The sequence below is a fragment of the Enterococcus sp. 4G2_DIV0659 genome, from assembly GCF_002140715.2.
GTDB lineage: Bacteria > Bacillota > Bacilli > Lactobacillales > Enterococcaceae > Enterococcus_L > Enterococcus_L mansonii.
The window spans coordinates 1,585,001-1,607,419 of the sequence record NZ_NGLE02000001.1 but is presented as its reverse complement, the minus strand read 5'-3'; the positions used below and the strand labels follow the sequence as shown (position 1 = coordinate 1,607,419).

Genomic DNA, 22,419 nt, shown 5'->3' with positions numbered 1-22,419 from the left:
GTTCGAGGGTATGGAATAGACGATTATAAGATGCAAATACAGTCATTTGTGGACGAGTGGTTTTTCGTGCAGTAAAAACAATTATTAATAATTTGTTTGGATTTTATTTTTTTAAAAAATAAAGTTAACTTTTGGAAAGGATCTTAGTTATGGCAAGAAGAGGAGAAAATATATACAAAAGAAAAGACGGACGCTGGGAAGGTCGATACATAAAAGGAAGACAGGAAAATGGCAAAATTCACTACGGATATATTTATGGATATAAATATTCAGAAGTAAAACACCAACTTATTTTAGTAAAATATGAAAAGCAAGCAAATGATAATAAAAATCTTCTACCTTATGAAGGGCAGTTAATAGACTGGACACAGTATTGGTTGGAGACCTTTGTTCGTCCAAAGGTTAAAGGTAGCACTTATGCAAGTTATAAAAATAAAATGGATGTTCATGTTTTACCTAAAATCGGTACAATAAAGTTACAGAAGTTACAGAGAACGGATATTGACTTTTTATTAAAGCAGATGAACCAAACATTGAAGGCTAGTTCGATTCGATCAATTATTTCAGTTTTTAAAAACTGTATGAGTAAAGCAGTCTCTTTAAATCTACTCAGAGAAAATCCTTGCGTCGGATTAGAGCTACCTAAGACCAAAAGAAAGACAGTACAAGCGTTATCCATCAATGATCAGGCTAAACTCGTCAAAGAAATAAGTACTAGCCAAAAATTTTTCTCAATTATGTTGGCATTACAGACAGGTCTTCGAATTGGAGAAATTTGTGGGTTAAAATGGGAGGACATTGATTTTGAGACAGACACACTATGGGTGAACCGAACAATATTGCGTATTCAAACAGAAGATGAGTCAGGTAAAAAGACTGAAATTATTGAAGTAACACCAAAAAGTAATTATTCACAACGGAAAATTCCCATTACGAAATCTCTAAAGAAAAAGTTGTTGGAATTGAAGAAAGGATCAATCAGTGACTATGTTATTTCAAATAAAAACAAAGCCCTCGAACCTCGTACCATTGCATATCGTTTTCAAATGATTCGCAAAAAAATCGGGTTGGAAAATTTTTCTTTTCACTCATTACGACATACATTTGCCACCAGATGCTTAGAAGCAGGAGGTAATATTGCAACAATAAGCTCTCTTTTGGGTCATTCATCAACAAAAATGACTCTTGATTGTTACACCAATTCATTTTTTTCAGAGGAACGTCAATTAATTGAAAAATTGGAATTTATTGACCACTGATTTAAGTGTAAGCATATTTTACTAATATCTATACCTTCAAAAACACAGAATAAGAGAGGAGTATTCCAGTTAATAGGTACTATGTATTGCCTAAGCCTTAGTTAGTAAATAGGAGTATCCAATAGCTATGTTATGAACTATTCAATTTAGTATAAGAGGAATAAATATCATGTAATAGTTGATCGATATCGTTTATATCCATTTTTTCATTATAATTAGTTAAAAAGAAAAAATACTTTCCCTTATGTTTCAGATGTGAACAATTAACGTTACTGATGACTAAGTCATAGGTTTTACTGACTGTTAGTGGTTCTGCTTTTACAAAAGTAGTCAATTCAATATGCTTTATCCACCAGTCCATAAACTTTTTTCTATAGAGTATATCGCCTTCAATAAAAATACCGACAGAGATAGTTGTTTTTATGCACTCTTCGTAAAAACTTATTAGTTGGATATATTTCGAGAGTAGCGTTTTGTCATGCGCATTATCTGCAAGAAGTACTGAGTATTTTTGTTTTAGGTGATTGATAAACGTTCCAACAGTATCAGAGTAATCATTTTTTTGCCACTCTTGATATATCGGCTCCCAGTAGTAATCAATATGTCCTTTGAATATTGTATGGCGATATGTAACAGCATTTAAATAGGACAAAAGAGCGGTTTTTTTAGTACTATCCAAGTCAGAATGGGGATAACACTTTTTCATAAAACTTAAAAACTCCATGTTCAATTTAGGAATAAAGAAATTACTATACTTTTCGACTAATTCTAATTCCTTTAAGCGATAGGAATGCATAGGAATAATTTCTTCACCTAACATAAAAAGAAGCAAAAGCACAGTTTCATTCGGACGCATTTTAAAAGAATAGTAAACTAAAAAAGATTCTAGAATTTCGTTCATTTTTTTAAATAATTTTGTTTTTTTAAGAGCACTTATGAATCTTCTTTGACTCGGAATGTCTGTTTTATTGTGAAAAAACGTTCGCTGTTTACTAATATCCTGAATCATTTTCTGTGCGTTCCTTCTTTTCAGTAGGCTAAAGTAAAGAGTCAACTTTTTTCTGGAAAAAGGCGTAATCTGACATCCTAAAGCTAATTGAATATTATTGATTAATTCATAAATTCTAGGATCGATGTTCGGACTTTTTAATTGCTGGGTAGGATTGGTCATTGAGTAAAGGGATACATAAAAAAAACGGATCTGTAACTCACTGCCAAGCAAGTAACCATTTTGGATAGATAAATCAAATTCTTTTAGCAAAGTATTCAATTCGTGAATTTTTCTGAAATAAGTGGAATGACTAATACCAATTCGTTCACGTAATCGAGTAGCATCAATTGATCCACATAAAAGTAATTCTTCTAAAATTTTATATTTTGGTGCAGATAAAAGTAAGTCATTATAAAGTGTATGAAGAGAGTAATCAGATTTTGTTTGAAATGTGATTGTTTGTTTTTTCATTTCAATAAAAAATCCTCCGTTTGATTTCACCGCTGAGGTCATTAAACTTTCAATCAACTTTGCTAGAAAGTAATCGCCAATTGCTAAATGATTCAAGAGTTCTTTTTTCGTTGCTGTTCCTCCAACACCGCTCAAATAGATTAATAAATCAATTTGATAAACCTCTAACTTTTCTAATAAGTCAAACTTTCTCATAATAAAACTCCTTTAAGTATCATTGTGAGGAAAGAGTATTCAGGCAAGGTGCCATAAAATGATTTTTCCAATGTTTTTTTTGATTATTGTCTACTTATAAATATAGCAAATAAAATCTGGTTTGGAAGCCTAATTATTTATTTTTTAAAATAAAAAAATCGGTTAATTTCATTTTTTGTGAAATAATCAAAATGAATGAATCCATAAAATAGCTTTTGCTTGATTGCTCAAAAAATGGTATTGTATCTTTGTATGTTTATGTCTGAGTTTAAAAATATTAACGGCTGTTTAGAAAGGATCTGTCTGTAATGTATGAATTTGGTGATATTGTCGAAATGAAAAAGCCCCATGCTTGTCAGGCAAATCGTTGGGAGATTATCCGAATGGGTGCTGATATTAAAATAAAATGTACAAACTGCGGTCATATCGTTATGATGTCACGCCGTGATTTTGAGAAAAAAATGAAGAAAATAGTAGAAAAAAAGACTGATAAAGAAAGAGTGAATGATTAATGGCATTAACAGCTGGAATCGTAGGTTTACCAAACGTAGGGAAATCTACCCTTTTTAACGCAATTACAAAAGCAGGAGCAGAAGCGGCAAACTATCCATTTGCTACAATCGATCCTAATGTGGGGATGGTAGAAGTACCAGATAATCGCTTGCAGCGTTTAACAGAGTTAGTGAAACCTAAAAAAACAGTACCTACAACCTTTGAGTTTACAGATATAGCTGGAATCGTAAAAGGAGCAAGTAAAGGGGAAGGATTAGGAAACCAATTTCTAAGCCATATTCGTCAAGTGGATGCTATTTGTCATGTAGTCCGTTGTTTTGATGATGATAATATAACCCACGTTGAAGGACGTGTGGATCCTTTAGCTGATATTGATACAATTAATTTGGAATTAGTGTTAGCGGATTTAGATTCTATTACTAAACGTTATACACGCGTTGCAAAAATAGCGAAAACCAAAGACAAAGATGCGGTCGCTGAGCTTGCTGTATTAGATAAACTGAAACCAGTATTGGAAGAAGGGTTATCAGCAAGAACCATCGAGTTTACTGAAGAAGAGCAAAAAATTGTTAAAAGTCTATTCTTATTAACAGCAAAGCCGATTTTATATGTGGCAAATGTTTCAGAGGATGAAGTATCTGATTCCGACAATAACCCTTATGTGCAACAAGTTCGGACATTTGCAGCAAATGAACAAGCAGAAGTAATCGTTGTTTGTGCGCGTGCAGAAGAAGAAATTGCTGAATTAGACGATGAAGATAAAGCAGAGTTTTTAGAAGCATTAGGCATTGAAGAGTCTGGATTAGATCAGTTGATTCGTGCAGCCTATGACTTATTAGGATTAGCAACTTACTTTACTGCTGGGGAACAAGAAGTTCGGGCTTGGACGTTCCGAAAAGGAATCAAAGCACCTCAAGCAGCTGGAATCATCCATACTGATTTTGAGCGTGGCTTTATTCGTGCAGAGACAGTCTCTTTTGATGACTTAAACACATATGGCAATATGCAAGCAGCAAAAGAAGCGGGCAAAGTCCGCTTAGAAGGAAAAGAATATATTGTTCAAGATGGCGATGTTATGCTTTTCCGTTTCAATGTATAGGAAAAAATCGCTAAAAACTGTTTTTCTCCCTAAAAAATGTGTTAGAATACTTTTTAGGTAAAGACTGCCCATTGACCAGGAGGGGCGAGGAGGACGCAAAAATGGAAACAGAAACACTTCGAGACATCGTTTCAGAAAATCGTGAACTTGAACAAAAATTGACGAAAAGAAATGAGCAGTATATTTTTGATTTAAAAAAATCATTAGTAGCCGCTAACCTTTCAGAAGAAGCCCAGACTCTCGCTCTACACGAAATTCTACCTCATTTAGTAGAAGGTCAAAAAAGCGGAAAAACTGCACGTCAGCTTTTTGGTACAGTGGCTGAACGTACAGAGTCTATCTTAAATAAACCAGAGGAATTACCAGAAACAACACCAATCTTAATGTGGTTAGATAATACATTACTATTATTTGGTGTGATGACAATTATGTTTTCTGTTATGATGATGTGGTCAAAAGGTAAATCCCAACCATTAGGCTTACTGACGTTGGTATTAGCATCAATGGCTGGTGGGTATGCATTTTATTTGATGTATAAATACGTCTATCAGTATGATCGTCCAGGAGTAGATAAAACAAACCGTCCAGGTTGGCTTAAAACCGGACTTATATTAGTGGGTGCAATGCTCTTATGGCTGGTAGTTTTTACAGGATCAGCAATGTTTCCACCAATTATCAACCCTGTATTAGATCCAGTTATTGTGATTATTATTGGCGGGGTAGCTTTAGTTACTCGTTATTTATTAAAGAAAAAGTATAATATGCGTAGTAGTTTAGCGCGTTAAATAGTTAAAAAAGAGAAGAATAGATCGTTTTCGTATCGTTGTCTGTTCTTTTTTTAAAAGTGTTTGGTGCATAACGCCATGAAAGTTATGCACCAAACACTTTTTATTTGCCAAATAAACTGCGATTCTAATTCTTTTCTTAGAGTGGAAGTGTTTCTATTTGAAAGAAAAACCTTCGCGCTATACGATAGTAAAAAAGAATGAAAATTTCAATTTCTTTTCATTATAAAAGAGGTGAAGAAGTGAAAAAGTGGATTAGCCAACATAGTCAATGGTTGATTATGTTGAGTTTTTTGATTCTAGCAATCGCATCTTTATATATCGTTTACTTTCAAAACAATCACATTCTAATCGGTGATGATTATCATTTTCATCAAAATCGTATTGAATCATTGGCATTATCCATAAAGCAGGGTATATGGTTTCCAAAAATCAGTTACTTTTTTATTGGTGGTTATGGTTATGCTTCTAGTTTGTTTTATCCAGATTTTTACTTGTATTTCCCCGCAATGCTAAGAGTAGCAGGGGTTTCACTTTCTGATAGCTTTATTATTTTTGCAGTGGCTATTAATTTTGCAACTTTTATTTTAACCTATATATCAGGTAGGTACATGAAGTTATCTAAAGAAAAAAGCTATCTCTTTTCATTGTTGTACACACTCTCTATTTATCGCTTGCAAGATTTTTTTAATCGCCAAGCACTTGGAGAATTATTGGCAATGAGCTTTTTTCCCTTAGTTTTGGCCAGTATGTATTTATTGAAAAATGGTAAACAGCAAAGATGGTATCTGCTGACCGTTGCGATGACAGGGATTGGTTTAGCTCATGTTATTTCGCTGGAAATCACGAGCTTGTTTATTGGCTTATACGTTCTTTTAAACGGGAAGGATTTCTTTAAGAAACAACCCATCCTATCCTTACTAAAAGCTACAGCCCTGACGTTCTTGTTACTAGCCTTTTATTTAGTACCTGTATTTGAACAGATGAGACACGTAACGTTTCAAGTAACATCCAATCCACTGACATTGATTTCAGAACGAGCGTATTCGCTAGTAGAATTGTTAACGCATAGCTTTAAAAACAGTGTCTTCCATGCATCCTCGGCCAATATTGGACTTATTTTATTACTTAGTTTATGCCTTTACGCGATGACACTTTTCAAAAGAAATAGCCCAAATTATGACTTGATTTTACTTGCACTTTTGTTTATGTTTATGACTACAAACGTATTTCCATGGCAACTTTTTGATCATACACCATTAAATACGATTCAATTTCCGTGGCGTTTACTGTCAATCGTGACAGTATTGATTTCTTACCTTATCGCAAATGATGATTTAGGTCTTTTTAAAAAATGGCCTAATGCTCGATGGTTGCTACTTGTGCTTATTATGTTGGGTGTTGTGACTTATGAATGGGAAACTCTATCTACAGAAGGGAAAAGAATTCTTTCTCACCAAGAGTATGATCATGCCAATAGTTATTATATCGGTGCAGGGCATGAATACTTACCAAAAGAAGTAGATTATTCTAGCATTAAAAAGGATAAAGAGCGTGCGGTTGGCTATAATTCAGACGAAATTGAAATTAAAGATATAAAAATGACATTTGATTCAGTCACATTTGCTTATGAGATGAGAAAGCCAGGTAAAGGGACTGTGACCATTCCATTTATCTACTATTATGGCTATCAAGCAAAAATAAGGAGTAATGGGCAAGAAAAAATATCTACAGCTTCGTTGAACAAACAAAATGGATTAGTTGATATTTCATTGTCGGAAAAAGGCAGTGTATCTGTTTGCTATCAGACGACGCAACTTCAAAAAGTTTCATTCATAGTATCTATCAGTACTCTTTTTGTGTCGATGCTATGGAAAGTCTTTTGTATCCATTCTTCTCGCACGAAATTTAAAAAATAACCATAGTTATACTTTGTTTTTGATAATAAAAAAATGAGGAAACACTCATGTTTCGGAAAACGAAAAGAAAATTTCTGTAAACAGTGAAATGCGGTTGACTTCTATTTTATTATCTGTTATTTTCTTATATAAAATTAAATAGAGGAGTGGTCTGAAAAATGTCTAACTGGGAAACAAAATTCGCGAAAAAAGGTCTTACATTTGATGATGTTTTATTGATTCCAGCAGAAAGTCATGTACTGCCTAACGAAGTGGATATGAGCGTGCAATTAGCAAAAAATATTAAGTTGAATATTCCTCTGATTAGTGCAAGTATGGATACTGTAACAGATAGTAAAATGGCAATCTCAATGGCGCGTCAAGGCGGCTTAGGTGTGGTTCATAAAAATATGAGTATCGCACAACAAGCAGACGAGGTCCGTAAAGTAAAACGTTCTGAAAGTGGCGTAATCATTGATCCATTTTTCTTAACACCGACAAATTTAGTAGCAGATGCTGAAAATTTAATGAGCAAATACCGTATCAGCGGTGTACCGATCGTAGAAACGATGGATAACCGTAAATTAGTTGGGATTATTACGAACCGAGATATGCGTTTTGTGACCGACTATCAAATGAAAATCGAAGAAGTAATGACAAAAGACCACTTAGTGACAGCCCCAGTTGGCACTTCTCTAAAAGATGCTGAAAAGATTTTACAAAAACATAAAATCGAAAAATTACCAATCGTTGATGAAAATAATCGTTTGAGTGGTTTGATTACAATTAAAGATATTGAAAAAGTGATTGAATTCCCAAATGCTGCTAAGGATGAACATGGTCGGTTGTTAGTAGCTGCAGCGGTTGGCGTTACAAGCGACACCTTTGAACGGGCAGAAGCCTTGTTAGACGCAGGAGCAGATGCAATCGTAATTGATACAGCGCATGGGCATAGTGCAGGTGTTATTCGTAAAATCAAAGAAATTCGTGAAACATTCCCAGAAGCAACGCTGATTGCTGGAAATATTGCGACAGCTGAAGGTGCAAAAGCACTTTATGATGTTGGGGTAGATGTTGTTAAAGTTGGGATTGGACCAGGTTCAATTTGTACGACACGTGTTGTTGCCGGCGTAGGTGTTCCTCAATTAACGGCTATCTATGATGCGGCATCTGTTGCTCGTAAATACGGCAAAGCGATTATTGCTGATGGCGGAATTAAATATTCTGGCGATATTGTAAAAGCATTGGCTGCTGGTGGTCATGCCGTTATGCTGGGTAGCATGTTAGCTGGTACGGATGAATCACCAGGTGAATTTGAAATTTATCAAGGCCGCCGTTTTAAAACGTATCGCGGTATGGGTTCATTAGGCGCTATGGAAAAAGGATCAAGCGATCGCTATTTCCAAGGAGGCGTTAATGAAGCGAACAAACTTGTTCCAGAAGGGATTGAAGGTCGCGTAGCTTATAAAGGAAGCGTGTCAGATATCGTGTTCCAAATGATTGGTGGATTAAAATCAGGTATGGGTTATGTTGGTGCAGCAAGCTTGCAACAACTACGTGAAGAAGCGCAGTTTGTACAAATGAGTGGTAACGGCTTGAAAGAATCTCATCCACATGATGTACAAATCACTAAAGAAGCACCTAATTATTCTGTGGAGCAATAAGAGAGTATAGAAAAAACAAACCTCCTTAAATCCCTAATGGATTAGAAAGGAGGTTTGCTTTTTTATTGTACGACTCTTTCATCTTTAGAACCATAATACATATGCAAAGGGCGAGCTTTTTTTCCTAATAATTGTTTAGAAGGAAGAATGTCATAACCTTCATTACGTAATCGGTCAATCACATCAGCAACAGCATCGACCGTTTCTGGATGGATATCGTGCATCAAGATAATTGTGTCATTATAGGCAGTTTCATCAATTCGTTTAATGATGGCTTGGGCATTGTGGCTTTGCCAATCTTGAGAATCGACAGACCATTGAATAATCGGTTTTCCAATAATTCTTGCAACATCTTTATTTACTGCACCATAAGGCGGTCTAAAATCAGTTGGAATTTTACCAATTGCATGATAAATGGCTTTATCTGTTTTTTGAACTTCATCTTTTACTTTTTGGGCATCTGTAGTAGTTAGTTGAGGATGGGAATATGAATGACTGGCAACTTCATGTCCTTCTTCATTGACTCTTTTTACAAGTGCTTCATGTTTTACTACATTTTGACCTAACATAAAGAACGTTGCTTTGACTCCTTTTTCTTTTAGAATATCTAAAAGTCTAGGGGTTGTTTCTGGGCTGGGCCCATCATCGAACGTTAAAGAGATATATTTTTTATTTGGATCTAACGGTTCGGGTAAGGCATCTTTGATGGAAACAGAATCAACAAATTCAGGATTGACGTAGCCTGCGATATCTTTGTAGTCTAAAGTAATGTCACTTTTACCAGTTGCATTTTCCGGTAAGGGCAGGGTAATTTTATCAGAATAGTAAACAAAATTTGTTGCATCCATAGGTACTGCGGGCATATTGATAATATTGTCAATAATAGCATTGCCATCAGGACTATCATCAAGCAATTTTTGTTGGATAACTTGTTGAACCGCAAGAAGGTTCGCTTCGTCTACGAAAATATCTTGAAGAGCCAATGGCTGTTTTGTTTTTTGATTAACGAACACAGTTGTTTTCCCAGCTTCCGTTTTTTCAGTCCACTCTTCTTTTTTTGGATCCCAAGTATAGGTCTCGACGATTGGTTGGTAACTTGTTACTTGTTCATTTACAGTGACCGATTTTATATATCCGACTAACTTTGTCGGAGTGTCTGTTGGATTGTTTTTTTTAGCGGCTTCTATTAAGGCTGTTAGCTCATCTTTGATTGCTGGAAATTGTGGAATCTCGTCTGTAGCAATTGGTTCATAAAGTAGTGTTTGGCGTTCACCGTCTTTAGTGCTCTGTTCAGCACTTTCAGGACCTTCATTTTTTTGATTTTTTCGGATTTTTTCTAGCAAAGACGCTTCTTTATCCTCATACTGACTGTTATCTTCCACTACTGTTTTTTTCTCTTCTGGTGTATGCTGCATAGCTTGAGTAGCGTAAACGCCGCCACAAATCAAAAGAATAAAAACAATAATGAGCAATATGAAAGGCCATTTTTTTGAAAAACCTTGCTTGTATCTTTCTTGCCTACTTTGTGGGTACTTCTTTCTATTCATACGTTTTATCCTTCTAATTTAATAGTCTGTCTGTTTCTAGTAATCCAAATGTACCATTTTGGATTTATTCTTTCAACAGACAGACAAATAAAATTAGTAATTCTTTCTATTTATTTAATTAATTTCAAGTTACCCATATAAGGAACTAGAACTTCTGGAACAGTGACTGAACCATCTTCATTTTGATAGTTTTCTAAAATTGCTGCTACAGTCCGTCCTACAGCTAAACCAGAACCGTTTAACGTATGTGCATACTGGACTTTATCATTTTCATCACGGTAACGGATCATCGCACGACGGGCTTGGAAATCTTCACAGTTTGAGCAAGAGCTGATTTCGCGATAAGCGTTTTGCGCTGGAATCCAAACTTCTAAGTCGTAAGTTTTCGCAGCAGAAAAGCCCATATCACCGGTGGCTAGTGACATCACACGATAAGGTAAATTCAATTTTTGTAAAATATCTTCTGCATTTGCGGTCATTTTTTCTAACTCTTCATAAGAATGTTCTGCATCGCTGAATTTGACCATTTCTACTTTATTGAATTGATGTAGACGAATCAACCCTCGAGTATCACGCCCAGCACTTCCTGCTTCAGAACGGAAAGACGGGCTAAGAGCTGTGAAATAAATAGGTAAATCTTTGCCATCTAAAATTTCGTTATTATAATAGTTTGTCAAAGGTACCTCAGCTGTAGGAATCAATGTCATATCAGTTCCTTCTAACTGGAAAACATCTTCTTTGAATTTCGGGAATTGACCCGTGCCGAACATAGAATTGCTATTTACGATATAAGGTGTCATCATTTCGGTATACCCATGGTCATAAACATGTATATCCAACATGAAGTTGTATAATGCACGTTCTAGTCTAGCACCCAATCCTTTATAGTAAACAAAACGACTTCCTGAAACTTTCGCTCCACGCTCAAAATCAAGAATATCTAGATTTTCTGCTACATCCCAATGTGGTTTTGGTTCAAAAGCAAAGTTTCTAGGCTCACTCCAGCGGCGTACTTCAACGTTGTCATCTTCATCTGCGCCTACAGGAACTGACTCATGAGGAAGATTTGGTAATGTTGTTGAAATGTTTTGCAGTTTAGCATCGATCTCTTCAATTTCTGTATCTAGAGCCTTGATATTTCCCCCGACTTCTTTCATTTCAGCAATTTTGGCTGTAGCATCTTCTTTATTTCGTTTTAATTGCGCGATTTCCGCTGAAACGTCATTACGGTATTTTTTCAGTTCTTCTGATTTCACCAATAAATTACGACGACTTTCATCTAAGCGCAAAAATTCTACTAATACCTCTTCTTTTACACCACGGGTTTTTAATTTTGCTTGTACTTCATCAAAATTTTGACGGATCATTTTTACATCTAACATACTTACTCCTCCTTAATATAAAAGCGTAGCGGGCTCGTCCAACTCCGACTGGAAAATAGGAAAAATCGATTGTGGTGCTTTTTACCACAAACTATTTTTATCTTTTTCCTAAGGAGTTAGCCCGCGTAACTAGATAACCTTGTAGCAAAATAAAAAGCCACTCCATCCCCAGAAAAAATTCTTGGGACGAAATGACTTGAATTTCGCGGTACCACCCAAGTTCAGCGTAATGCTGCCCTTGTATTGCAGATAACGGCTGCAACCGATTCGACTTATTTCGCCAAATGCATGGAATAGAGACGGACTTCTTTATAGTAGAATATTTGCTTTCACCACCGCAAACTCTCTTTGATTCAAAACTATAAATACTTTTTCTCTGTGCTTGACACTAGGATACAAAACTTTTGTTTGGATGTCAACTGTGGTCAGCGATTAAAGAGATTATTTTTTTAATCTCAGAATAGGATATTGATTCTTTAAAGCATATGATAAAATTATAACCAATTAGTGAAAAATGAGTTAAGAGCTGTTAATGTCTTGGAGGATAGAACTTGAATAAATCAAGAAGAAAATCATGGATTCAACTAAGTGCTTTATTGTTAATAATCTTTATAGGAGTGAGTGCTTGTTTTTTTGAGTTGGTACTATATCAAAGCAATTATATAGGTGTGGAAGGAAGAAAAGAAGGCTCTACTTGGGTCGTAACAAAACTACAAGCAGATGGAGCAGCCAATGCCAGCGGTGTAAAGATAAACGATGAAATAAAAATGATTGATGGAAATCCCGTAAACGAGAATAAATTACTGAATAACTGGCTGATTGTAGAGCAAGCAACAAGTGTAGTTATTTCAAGAGATGGTATCCAACAGACACTATTGTTTTCTAAAAACAATCGAAATTTAAAAGTATTCGGCATTTTTTTTGCTATCAGTTTAATCTATCTGATTTTTCTGATCGAACTTTCAAAAAAACAAATAGCAAATAATAGTTCTAAACGATTTTATCAATTTAGTGTACTTGTTATCTTTACGTTGTTATCAGTCGTTCCTTCCAGTATAGGGGATTATTTTGGAAGAACAGTGATTATCTTGTTTATCTCCGTTTTTCCCTTCTACATTTATACATTTTTAAGCAAAGCAATACCAGTAACGGAAGTAAACACAAAAGTTATGCGCTTTATTGGATTAGTTGCTTTAGTAAATGGTTTTTTGATGGTTACGGTTTCTTTTGTCCAATTGCCAGTTTTTTTGATTGAATATTTATCTGTTGGCGTATTTTATATGTTAGGGTTTAATTTGCTCATTTTATCGATCAGTGATTTGCAAAAGAGGTTTTCCAATAGGAAAGGAAAAGAAGTAACGCAAGTTAATATATCATTAATCAGCCTATTAAGCTTTGTCCCATTATTTCTATTTTATATTTTACCTACCGGTTGGGTCGCCCCATTTTATCTAGTAGTGATTTTTACGATATTCCCAATCTTTGGTGTGATTCATCTATTGATATTATCCCGTTTTTTAAGGTATCGATATCGGATGAATCAATCAATGTTATATTTTATTTTGGCGTTTATTCTATCTGCTACAATCGTTCTTGTCTCCTTGCTAAGTAGGTATGTTCCTCTTGCCATCTTATTATGCTATGTTTTTCTATTGATCTATTCTTTTTTTCCATTAATTGGAGAACTGATTTTAACTGTGAAACGAAAGAAAGAGTATAGTGATCCTGTTTCATTATTTGTTGCTGTTGAAGACGAGAGAGAAAGTATTTCTACCTATATTCATGATACAGTAATCCAAGATATCATTTATTTAATGAAGATTGCTGAAGAAAAAGAAAGCAATGTTGAAAAAGAACTGATTATTCAGGAGTTGGACGAAGTAATCTTTAATTTAAGAGAGCTTTGTTCAGATATTTATCCACTGATGATTCAAGAGATGGGATTGACTAATACGATTGTTTCTATGATTGAGCAGGTCATGAAAAAATACTCTGTAGCAATTACGCACACTATAGATACAAAAATAGAACACTACCCCAAGAAAGTGAATAATTTTATTTTACGTTCATTGAAAGAATGTATAAACAACAGTATTTTGCATGGAAAAGCAGATGAAATAGAGATAATGATTGCTTGTAAGAAAGAGGCTTGTGAGTTTCAGGTATTGGACAATGGAAAATATGTTCAAAAGAAAGCAGATGATCAATCGCATTTTGGGTTGGAAGTGATTAAAGAGAAATTGATTTTATTGGGTGGAGAATTATCGATTGAAACAAATGATCAAACGATTATTACGATGACTCTTCCCTACAATCATTTAAAAGGAGAAGTAATATGAATATTAGGATCGCATTGATTGATGACCATCAGCTTGTACTAGAAGGATTGCGTAATAAATTAGAAACAATTTCAGCGTTTGATATTATTGGAGCGTATACGACAGTAGAAGAGTTTTTGATTTGTATTAAATATAAGAATATAGATGTTGTAGTGATGGATTTAATGCTGGATGGGATTCATGGTTTTGATTTGGTAAAAAAAATTAAAGGGATGGAAAATAATAATACAAAGATTATTTTGATTTCAGGTTTTTACGAAGAAATGCTTCATAAAAGAGCCTTAGAACTAGGTGTAAAAGCATTTCTTCGGAAAGAGACAAGTTATGAAGAACTCATTAGTACAATAATCAATGTCCATAAAGGAAATCATGTGCTCCCTGATTTTCTCGTTTCAATAGAAAAAAATCCAATTTTAAGTGAAGTTGAGATAAAAATCATCAACTTAATTGTCAATGAATACACAAATGAAAAAATTTCAAAAGAACTTTATGTAAGTCGTAGAACGGTTGAGTCTCATGTGACCAACATATGCAGAAAGCTTGGAGTAAATAGTCGAATTGGCGCAGTGAGAGAAGCGATTAAATTAAATCTAATTAACTAAAATGAGGAAACCCGCAAGAAAACATTCGGAAGATACGGATGCTTTCTTGTAGGTTTCCTTTTATGCTGAGTATATCGAAATAGAAAAGTTTCACTAACGTTTTAAATTAGGAGGATACAATGCTAGAATTTAAAAATATCAGTAAGGTATATGAGGTAGGAGACCAACAAGTTAAAGCGCTGGATGATGTGAATTTTACAATTGAAAAGGGAAAGTTTACTGTCATTCTAGGGCCTTCAGGATCTGGGAAAAGTACAATGTTAAATTTATTAGGTGGAATGGATCGTGCTACAAGTGGAAAGTTCTTATTTGATGGCCGAGATATAACAAAGCTAAATGATTTTGAATTATCTGTTTATCGTAGAGACGTTGTGGGGTTTGTTTTTCAATTTTATAACCTTATCCCTAGTTTAACTACCTATGAAAATATTGCAATTGCAGCACAATTAACAGGAAATCAAAGTAAGGCGGAAAATTACTTGAAAAAAGTTGGGTTAGACCATAGAAAAAATAATTTTCCAACGCAAATGTCTGGAGGTGAAATGCAACGTGTATCTATTGCTAGAGCTTTAGCAAAGTCCCCAGAATTATTACTTTGTGATGAACCAACAGGAGCGCTCGATTCAGCTACAGGAGTAAAAATCATGGAAATCCTTAGAGAAGCTGCGAATGATTCGAATACAGCAGTTGTTATGGTAACACATAATGCTGAATTTGCTAGTATTGCTCATAGAGGGATACGTCTACATGATGGTAATGTTGCATCTATTGATGAGAATTTAGCGCCGATTGCTGTTCAGGAGGTTCAATTATAGTGAGCTTTTTAAATCTGAAATTAAGACGTGATATTTTAAAAAATTGGACTCAATTTTTTTCGGTATTTTTAATGTCATTTTTAAGCGTTCTAGTATTCGTTGGATTACAAGGGGCATGGGGCGGTTTAGAGAAAAGTCTAGATAATTTTACCACAACTTCTAATTTAGCAGATTCTTGGATATATAGTACTGGTTTCACACCAGAAGATATCGAAAAGATTGGTGAAATCTCTGGAGTAAACGAAGTTATTGAAAAAACGCAGATAAAAGTAACGGATGTAAGAGATGATAAGCGAGATAAATATTTATCATTAGATACGTACTCTAAAGAGAATTTATCAACTCCGTTTTTAGCAGAAGGGGATCGTTTGCCTTCAAGTGAAGAAGACGGCATTTGGTTAAACAAGGAATATGCAATGGAAAACAACATTGTATTAGGAGAAGTTATTCAACTAAATTATAGAGAGAATAAAGTTGATTTGAAAGTCAAGGGGCTTATTCAATCGCCAGAAAAAATTTATTATACTGGCATGCAAGAATTTATTGCTCCAAATTATTCAGAGTATGGCTATGGAGTCATTTCAAAGAAAACGTTAGAGCGGGACTTTCAATATAAAGGACCTTCTAATGTCGTTGAGATGAAAAACACTAAGAAAGATATTCGTAAAAGTATTGAAAGTATTTTAGGAGCGAAACAGATTGCTTATTATAATAGAGAAACATTGAATGATGTAGCCAATGCATTAGATCGAGTTGGTCAAATTCGTAATTTATCGTATATGTTTTCTTTTATATTTATTTTACTCGCAATTTTGGCTATGTATACAACTATAAAAAGACTAATTGAATCTCAAACAAAAGAAATTGCTGTTTTAAAAGCGTTAGGCTTTTCAAACTTGAGCATTGGTATTCATTATGCTAGTTATGGTCTTTTAATCGGTGGCGGTGGAGCTTTTCTTGGAGCTGTGGCATCTCCGTTACTGTCTTGGTTTGTTTTGAACACGCAAAAAGATATGTTTTCAATTCCAGAGTGGACGATTTCATATAATTATACTTCGTTAGTTGTTGTTTCTATTGTGATATTCACTTGCGTTGTATCAGCCTTCTTAGCTTCCAGAGAAGCACGAATAGGATTACCCGTACTATTTCTTAGAGGTGGAAGTACCAAAAGTGTTCACTCTATTATTTTAGAAAAAGTTCCTTTCTTATGGAATGCATTGAGTTTTGAAAATAGATGGGCTTTTAGGGATGCTGCAATCAATAGAGTAAGGATGATAATGGGCATTATTGGTGTTGCCGGTGGAATGATGTTGCTTACAGCTGGATTTGGTATGCCAGAATCGATCAATCATTTAGTAGATAAAGCATACAATCAAGATTTTACTTATGATAAAAGGCTAGAAACGACAAATTTTGAAGCGCTGAATGATGAGTTTAAAGGGCAAAGTGTACAAATTTTGCCAGCTAGATATACACCAGATGATGGATATAATCGTTTATTGACTATTATAAGCGAAGGTTCTTACGTCAATATGAAAACAAAAGATAAAAAAACAGTGTCAGATGATGGAATTTATTTAACGAATGGTTTTGCGAAAAGAGCTAAATTAAAAGTAGGAGATAAGGTTAAGGTACAATCTTCTTTAGATAAGAATCACTATGAATTCGAAATCAAAGGGATTATCACCAGTGAAACCAACCAAGGCGCTTATGTTATGCAAAAAACTTGGGAAAAAGCTGGTGGTAAATTTACTCCACATACTTTGTTAGTAGGAACTGTACCATCACTCTCAGATATTAAAAACAGTCCGAATGTCGAAACAATTATTAACATAGCTGATCAAAAAGAAAACGCCTATGCGTTTGTTGAGAGTTTGGCAAGTATTTTTATGATGATTATAGCGTTTGCGATATTGTTAGTTGTAGTCGTTTTATATAATTTAGGAACATTGAATTTTGTTGAGAGAGCAAGAGATTATGCAACGTTAAGAGTGCTTGGCTTCCATAAAAAAGAGCTAAGAAAAATTACGATGATTGAGAATCTGTTTACTACAACGATCGGTTGGCTTATCGGAATTCCATTAGGACTATGTTTTTTGGATCAATATGTTAACACATTTTCAACAATACATTTAGAATATACTTCCTATATAGGCACATTAAATTTGGCACTAGCATCACTTGTTGTTTGGGGGTGTTCATTAACAACGACGTTCTTTATTGGAAGAAGGATACAAAAACTTGATATGGTGGAGTCATTAAAAGGTGTCGATTAAATAAAAAATAAGAGATAGGAAACTTGCTTATTCAGCGAAGTCCCTGTCTCTTATTTGATAAATCAGTTTCTTTTTAAAGGCAGATGGATGATAAAAGACGTCCAATGATTATCTGAAGTCGCATAGATGTAACCGCCGTGTAAGGCTATAATACTTTGTGCAATAGCTAGACCAAGGCCTGTACCGCCAGTTTCTTGCGAACGTGACTCTTCTACACGATAGAATCGATCAAACAATTGATCTAATGATTTCTTCGGAATCGGCGGCCCATCATTCCTTACAGCAATGACAGCTTCCGTTCCAACTTTCTCTACATCAATGACGATATTCTTGCCACCTTTACCATATTTAAGCGCATTTGATAAAAGATTGTTGAAAACACGCACTAATTTTTCAGTATCCCCATCCATTTTGATTGAGGTTGGATTAGCATTGACTTGAATCGTCATATCATTTTTATCAGCTTCTAACTCAAAGTCGGCGGCTAGTTGCTCAATTAGTTGTGCCATATCAAAATTAATACTATTAATAGGAACAGAAGGTTGGCGAACTTTTGTATATTCAAAAAGGTCATCAACCAGTAATTTCATTTGTTTCGCTTTCACATAAGCGGTGTGTGTATATTTCAGCAAATCCTCTTCATTATGAAACTGTCGATCTTCGATCAATCCTAAATAACCTATAATAGAAGTTAAAGGTGTTCGAATATCATGACTAACATTAGTAATCAACTCGTCTTTTGATTTTTCAATTTTACGCTCGTCTTCAATCGCTGCTACGGTACTGTCAACCAAACCGTTAATACTAGTGACAACTTTTGCTAAATCGCCACTTAGTTCAAACGGAATACGGTGATCATAATTTCCGTCAGCAATATAATGAAGCTCACTTATAATATGTCGCAACTGCATCTGGCGATAACGACGAATCAAGCGCCAATACAATACCCCAACATCTACTATAAAAAATATTGGGATAACAAATTTGCTTAAACTCCAAAATAGATCAGTATTTAATTCTTTGGCAAAAGCTCCTTTGGTCGCCCAAATAACCCCTTTTAATGTTTCACTACCGCTTAGTAGAACCGTAATTGAGACATTTAATAGAAGTAACAGAATAATTGTTACAATTCCTTCAGCAAGTAACTCGCTGATTTCTTTAGATGTTAAAGTGATTCGTTTTTGCTTTTCGATTTTTTTTTGTCTAACGAGCATCGATTTTATATCCAACTCCCCAAACTGTTTGAATGACCTTTTCTCCACCAGTAGCCTCTTCAATCTTATCTCTTAAGTGGCTAACATGAACCATCACTGTTTTGGCTGAGACAATACTTTCCTGTTGCCAAACGCGTTCAAAAATCTCATCGGCACTGAACACTCGGTTTGAATGACTAGCAAGCAAGTATAAGATACCGAATTCTAAAGCAGTTAATTGAATCTCTTTTCCATCAACAGTTTTCACTTCGTGAGAATCCTTATTGATGATTAACGACCCAATTTCAAGAACATCTGGTTCGTCTGCTTTGAGTTGCATTTGGCTGCGACGCAAGATTGATTTTACTCGAGCCATCACTTCTAGTGGATTAAATGGTTTTGTTACATAATCATCTGCTCCAGCAACTAATCCTTTAATTTTATCCATATCGGTTGTTTTGGCTGTCAACATAATAATGGGAATCTGTGATTCTTTTCGTAACTCTTTAACAACTTGCATACCATCCATAATTGGCATCATAATATCTAAAATCATTAAATCAATATCTGAGATTGTACGAATCTTAGACAAAGCCTCTTTTCCATCATAAGCTTTAACCACTTCATACCCTTCATTGTGTATGTAAATACTCAGTAGTTCTACAATTTCTTTATCATCATCAGCAACTAAAATTTTCATATCATCCATTTCCCCCATTATATAGTAGAGTTCTTCATCTATATTCTAACAAAAAAAAAGAAAAATTGACAAAAACAAAGAGAAGTTATGGGAAATTTAGAATATGTTATCAAAAATTAAGAATTGAGTCGAAAATCTTTGTTTTTTAAGTTAAAAACGAACAATAAAGAACAAAAGTAATAAAACAATCGGGAACGAAAAAAAGTTTAAAAAAAGTGCAAATTTTAGTTGACCTAAGCCGATAATCTTGGTATATTATATCTTGTCGCAAGGCACTGATGAAATACGCCAAACGACGAAAATAGAATAACATTTCAACTTTCGAAAAAAGTTGAAAAATCAGGAAGAAAGTTGTTGACAAATAACAAACAACCTGATAAACTAATGAAGTTGTCGCTGAAACAAACGATAACCGCAAGCAGAAAAACTTTGAAACTTTTTTAAAAAAGTGTTGACATCGAATTTCAGATTTGATATGATGTAAAAGTTGCTGCGAGGTAACACAGTAGACCTTTGAAAACTGAACAAAGTAAGACGAACCAAATGTGTAGGTTGTTTTTACAACGGTAAAAACAAACAACAATTTTTAACAAGCGAAGCAATATGCTAGCAAACAAATGAGCTTAACGATCGCAAGATCGTGTTCAACTTTTATTATGAGAGTTTGATCCTGGCTCAGGACGAACGCTGGCGGCGTGCCTAATACATGCAAGTCGAACGCTTCTTTTCTACCGAGTGCTTGCACTCATTTGAAAAGAGGAGTGGCGGACGGGTGAGTAACACGTGGGTAACCTACCCATCAGTGGGGGATAACACTTGGAAACAGGTGCTAATACCGCATAATAGTCGACACCGCATGGTGTTGATTTGAAAGACGCTTTCGGGTGTCACTGATGGATGGACCCGCGGTGCATTAGCTAGTTGGTGAGGTAACGGCTCACCAAGGCCATGATGCATAGCCGACCTGAGAGGGTGATCGGCCACACTGGGACTGAGACACGGCCCAGACTCCTACGGGAGGCAGCAGTAGGGAATCTTCGGCAATGGACGGAAGTCTGACCGAGCAACGCCGCGTGAGTGAAGAAGGTTTTCGGATCGTAAAACTCTGTTGTTAGAGAAGAACAAGTAGGAGAGTAACTGCTCTTACCTTGACGGTATCTAACCAGAAAGCCACGGCTAACTACGTGCCAGCAGCCGCGGTAATACGTAGGTGGCAAGCGTTGTCCGGATTTATTGGGCGTAAAGCGAGCGCAGGCGGTTTCTTAAGTCTGATGTGAAAGCCCCCGGCTCAACCGGGGAGGGTCATTGGAAACTGGGAGACTTGAGTGCAGAAGAGGAGAGTGGAATTCCATGTGTAGCGGTGAAATGCGTAGATATATGGAGGAACACCAGTGGCGAAGGCGACTCTCTGGTCTGTAACTGACGCTGAGGCTCGAAAGCGTGGGGAGCAAACAGGATTAGATACCCTGGTAGTCCACGCCGTAAACGATGAGTGCTAAGTGTTGGAGGGTTTCCGCCCTTCAGTGCTGCAGCTAACGCATTAAGCACTCCGCCTGGGGAGTACGACCGCAAGGTTGAAACTCAAAGGAATTGACGGGGGCCCGCACAAGCGGTGGAGCATGTGGTTTAATTCGAAGCAACGCGAAGAACCTTACCAGGTCTTGACATCCTTTGACCACTCTAGAGATAGAGCTTTCCCTTCGGGGACAAAGTGACAGGTGGTGCATGGTTGTCGTCAGCTCGTGTCGTGAGATGTTGGGTTAAGTCCCGCAACGAGCGCAACCCTTATTGTTAGTTGCCATCATTTAGTTGGGCACTCTAGCGAGACTGCCGGTGACAAACCGGAGGAAGGTGGGGATGACGTCAAATCATCATGCCCCTTATGACCTGGGCTACACACGTGCTACAATGGGAAGTACAACGAGTCGCTAGGCCGCGAGGTCATGCAAATCTCTTAAAGCTTCTCTCAGTTCGGATTGTAGGCTGCAACTCGCCTACATGAAGCCGGAATCGCTAGTAATCGCGGATCAGCACGCCGCGGTGAATACGTTCCCGGGCCTTGTACACACCGCCCGTCACACCACGAAAGTTTGTAACACCCGAAGTCGGTGAGGTAACCCTTGTGGAGCCAGCCGCCTAAGGTGGGATAGATGATTGGGGTGAAGTCGTAACAAGGTAGCCGTATCGGAAGGTGCGGCTGGATCACCTCCTTTCTAAGGAATATTACGGAAACCTACACATTCGTTAACACTTTGTTCAGTTTTGAGAGGTTTACTCTTATAACTTAAGAAAGTAATCATTAGATTCTTTTCTTATTCTATAATTCTCTCAAACGAATTGTTCATTGAAAACTGGATATTGAAGTAAAAAAGTAATCAAAACAAACCGAGAACACCGCGTTGAATGAGTTTTTTAATTAAAATTGTTCGAAGCTTATTTTATTGGTCACGCCTCTATCGCTAGAGAAACGAACCAAACAAAACCGATCGTAAGATCGTAAGGTTAAGTGAATAAGGGCGCACGGTGGATGCCTTGGCATTAGGAGCCGATGAAGGACGGGACTAACACCGATATGCTTTGGGGAGCTGTAAGTGAGCTATGATCCAGAGATTTCCGAATGGGGAAACCCAGCATCTTTTATAGGATGTTACTTTCCAGTGAATACATAGCTGGTTAGAGGTAGACGCAGA

At 35.9% G+C, this 22,419-nt stretch carries 15 protein-coding genes, 2 rRNA genes and 1 other annotated feature (1 of these 18 running past the window's edge); of the genes, 12 read left to right on the top strand and 5 right to left on the bottom strand.

Annotated elements, in window-relative coordinates; genetic code table 11:
• The first annotated feature begins 149 nt into the window (after positions 1-149).
• The gene (locus tag A5880_RS07380) at positions 150-1,259 is read left to right on the top strand and encodes a tyrosine-type recombinase/integrase (protein ID WP_086330348.1); all 1,110 of its coding nucleotides are present in this window, start codon (positions 150-152) and stop codon (positions 1,257-1,259) included.
• Positions 1,260-1,389: 130 nt separating this feature from the next.
• Here the strand turns inward: A5880_RS07380 and A5880_RS07375 are convergent, their stop codons facing one another.
• On the bottom strand, positions 1,390-2,916 hold the full coding sequence (locus tag A5880_RS07375) for an AcpB/EbpR/MafR family transcriptional regulator (RefSeq protein WP_086330347.1): 1,527 nt from the start codon (positions 2,914-2,916) through the stop codon (positions 1,390-1,392).
• Between the two features lie 308 nt (positions 2,917-3,224).
• On the opposite strand from A5880_RS07375, the gene A5880_RS07370 reads away from it, so the two are divergent.
• The 5 genes from A5880_RS07370 to guaB all read left to right on the top strand — a co-directional run bounded on the left by A5880_RS07370 (position 3,225) and on the right by guaB (position 8,875).
• Positions 3,225-3,428 carry a DUF951 domain-containing protein gene (locus A5880_RS07370; protein WP_086330346.1) on the top strand — a complete coding sequence of 68 codons (204 nt, stop codon included), beginning with the start codon at positions 3,225-3,227 and terminating at the stop codon, positions 3,426-3,428.
• Entirely contained in the window at positions 3,428-4,528 is a 1,101-nt protein-coding gene (gene ychF / locus A5880_RS07365) for a redox-regulated ATPase YchF (RefSeq protein ID WP_086330345.1), read from the top strand. The genes A5880_RS07370 and ychF overlap by 1 nt, the downstream gene beginning before the upstream one ends.
• Positions 4,529-4,629: 101 nt before the next feature.
• The gene (locus A5880_RS07360; protein WP_086330344.1) at positions 4,630-5,313 is read left to right on the top strand and encodes a DUF1129 domain-containing protein; all 684 of its coding nucleotides are present in this window, start codon (positions 4,630-4,632) and stop codon (positions 5,311-5,313) included.
• A 242-nt stretch (positions 5,314-5,555) separates the two neighbouring features.
• Positions 5,556-7,232, top strand: a complete 1,677-nt coding sequence (locus tag A5880_RS07355) for a glycosyltransferase family protein (RefSeq protein ID WP_179190401.1) — start codon at positions 5,556-5,558, stop codon at positions 7,230-7,232.
• A 158-nt stretch (positions 7,233-7,390) separates the two neighbouring features.
• On the top strand, positions 7,391-8,875 hold the full coding sequence (gene guaB / locus A5880_RS07350; protein WP_086330342.1) for an IMP dehydrogenase: 1,485 nt from the start codon (positions 7,391-7,393) through the stop codon (positions 8,873-8,875).
• 62 nt (positions 8,876-8,937) lie between these two features.
• On the opposite strand, the gene A5880_RS07345 is transcribed toward guaB, so the two are convergent.
• Both A5880_RS07345 and serS read right to left on the bottom strand, forming a co-directional pair.
• Positions 8,938-10,422, bottom strand: a complete 1,485-nt coding sequence (locus A5880_RS07345; protein ID WP_086330341.1) for a polysaccharide deacetylase family protein — start codon at positions 10,420-10,422, stop codon at positions 8,938-8,940.
• A gap of 110 nt (positions 10,423-10,532) precedes the next feature.
• A complete protein-coding gene (gene serS, locus A5880_RS07340; protein ID WP_086330340.1) occupies positions 10,533-11,804 on the bottom strand; it encodes a serine--tRNA ligase in 1,272 nt (423 codons plus the stop codon).
• A gap of 179 nt (positions 11,805-11,983) precedes the next feature.
• Positions 11,984-12,187 (bottom strand) — a binding site (T-box leader).
• A 168-nt stretch (positions 12,188-12,355) separates the two neighbouring features.
• Here serS and A5880_RS07335 point away from each other — a divergent pair.
• The 4 genes from A5880_RS07335 to A5880_RS07320 all read left to right on the top strand — a co-directional run bounded on the left by A5880_RS07335 (position 12,356) and on the right by A5880_RS07320 (position 17,836).
• Complete coding sequence (locus tag A5880_RS07335) at positions 12,356-14,143, top strand: ATP-binding protein (RefSeq protein WP_086330339.1); 1,788 nt, start codon at positions 12,356-12,358, stop codon at positions 14,141-14,143.
• On the top strand, positions 14,140-14,745 hold the full coding sequence (locus tag A5880_RS07330) for a response regulator transcription factor (protein ID WP_086330338.1): 606 nt from the start codon (positions 14,140-14,142) through the stop codon (positions 14,743-14,745). The genes A5880_RS07335 and A5880_RS07330 overlap by 4 nt, the downstream gene beginning before the upstream one ends.
• Positions 14,746-14,864: 119 nt before the next feature.
• Positions 14,865-15,560: an ABC transporter ATP-binding protein gene (locus A5880_RS07325; RefSeq protein ID WP_086330337.1), complete on the top strand. Its 696-nt coding sequence runs from the start codon at positions 14,865-14,867 to the stop codon at positions 15,558-15,560.
• Entirely contained in the window at positions 15,560-17,836 is a 2,277-nt protein-coding gene (locus tag A5880_RS07320; protein ID WP_086330336.1) for an ABC transporter permease, read from the top strand. Before A5880_RS07325 ends, A5880_RS07320 begins: the two co-directional genes overlap by 1 nt.
• Before the next feature lie 62 nt (positions 17,837-17,898).
• Here the strand turns inward: A5880_RS07320 and croS are convergent, their stop codons facing one another.
• Positions 17,899-19,050, bottom strand: a complete 1,152-nt coding sequence (gene croS / locus A5880_RS07315; protein ID WP_086330335.1) for a sensor histidine kinase CroS — start codon at positions 19,048-19,050, stop codon at positions 17,899-17,901.
• The gene (gene croR, locus A5880_RS07310; protein ID WP_086330869.1) at positions 19,040-19,729 is read right to left on the bottom strand and encodes a response regulator transcription factor CroR; all 690 of its coding nucleotides are present in this window, start codon (positions 19,727-19,729) and stop codon (positions 19,040-19,042) included. Before croR ends, croS begins: the two co-directional genes overlap by 11 nt.
• A 652-nt stretch (positions 19,730-20,381) precedes the next feature.
• On the opposite strand from croR, the gene A5880_RS07305 reads away from it, so the two are divergent.
• Positions 20,382-21,942: ribosomal RNA gene (locus A5880_RS07305) — 16S ribosomal RNA — on the top strand.
• 287 nt (positions 21,943-22,229) lie between these two features.
• Positions 22,230-22,419, top strand: a 23S ribosomal RNA gene (locus tag A5880_RS07300) (it continues 2,722 nt past the right edge of the window).
• Together the 16S and 23S rRNA genes form the textbook arrangement of a ribosomal RNA operon.

Coding starts and splice junctions, on each gene's coding strand:
- A5880_RS07380 (WP_086330348.1), top strand. CDS start 150: ATGGCAAGAAGAGGAGAAAATATATACAAAAGAAAAGACGGACGCTGG.
- A5880_RS07375 (WP_086330347.1), bottom strand. CDS start 2,916: ATGAGAAAGTTTGACTTATTAGAAAAGTTAGAGGTTTATCAAATTGAT.
- A5880_RS07370 (WP_086330346.1), top strand. CDS start 3,225: ATGTATGAATTTGGTGATATTGTCGAAATGAAAAAGCCCCATGCTTGT.
- ychF (WP_086330345.1), top strand. CDS start 3,428: ATGGCATTAACAGCTGGAATCGTAGGTTTACCAAACGTAGGGAAATCT.
- A5880_RS07360 (WP_086330344.1), top strand. CDS start 4,630: ATGGAAACAGAAACACTTCGAGACATCGTTTCAGAAAATCGTGAACTT.
- guaB (WP_086330342.1), top strand. CDS start 7,391: ATGTCTAACTGGGAAACAAAATTCGCGAAAAAAGGTCTTACATTTGAT.
- A5880_RS07345 (WP_086330341.1), bottom strand. CDS start 10,422: ATGAATAGAAAGAAGTACCCACAAAGTAGGCAAGAAAGATACAAGCAA.
- serS (WP_086330340.1), bottom strand. CDS start 11,804: ATGTTAGATGTAAAAATGATCCGTCAAAATTTTGATGAAGTACAAGCA.
- A5880_RS07330 (WP_086330338.1), top strand. CDS start 14,140: ATGAATATTAGGATCGCATTGATTGATGACCATCAGCTTGTACTAGAA.
- A5880_RS07325 (WP_086330337.1), top strand. CDS start 14,865: ATGCTAGAATTTAAAAATATCAGTAAGGTATATGAGGTAGGAGACCAA.
- croS (WP_086330335.1), bottom strand. CDS start 19,050: ATGCTCGTTAGACAAAAAAAAATCGAAAAGCAAAAACGAATCACTTTA.
- croR (WP_086330869.1), bottom strand. CDS start 19,729: ATGAAAATTTTAGTTGCTGATGATGATAAAGAAATTGTAGAACTACTG.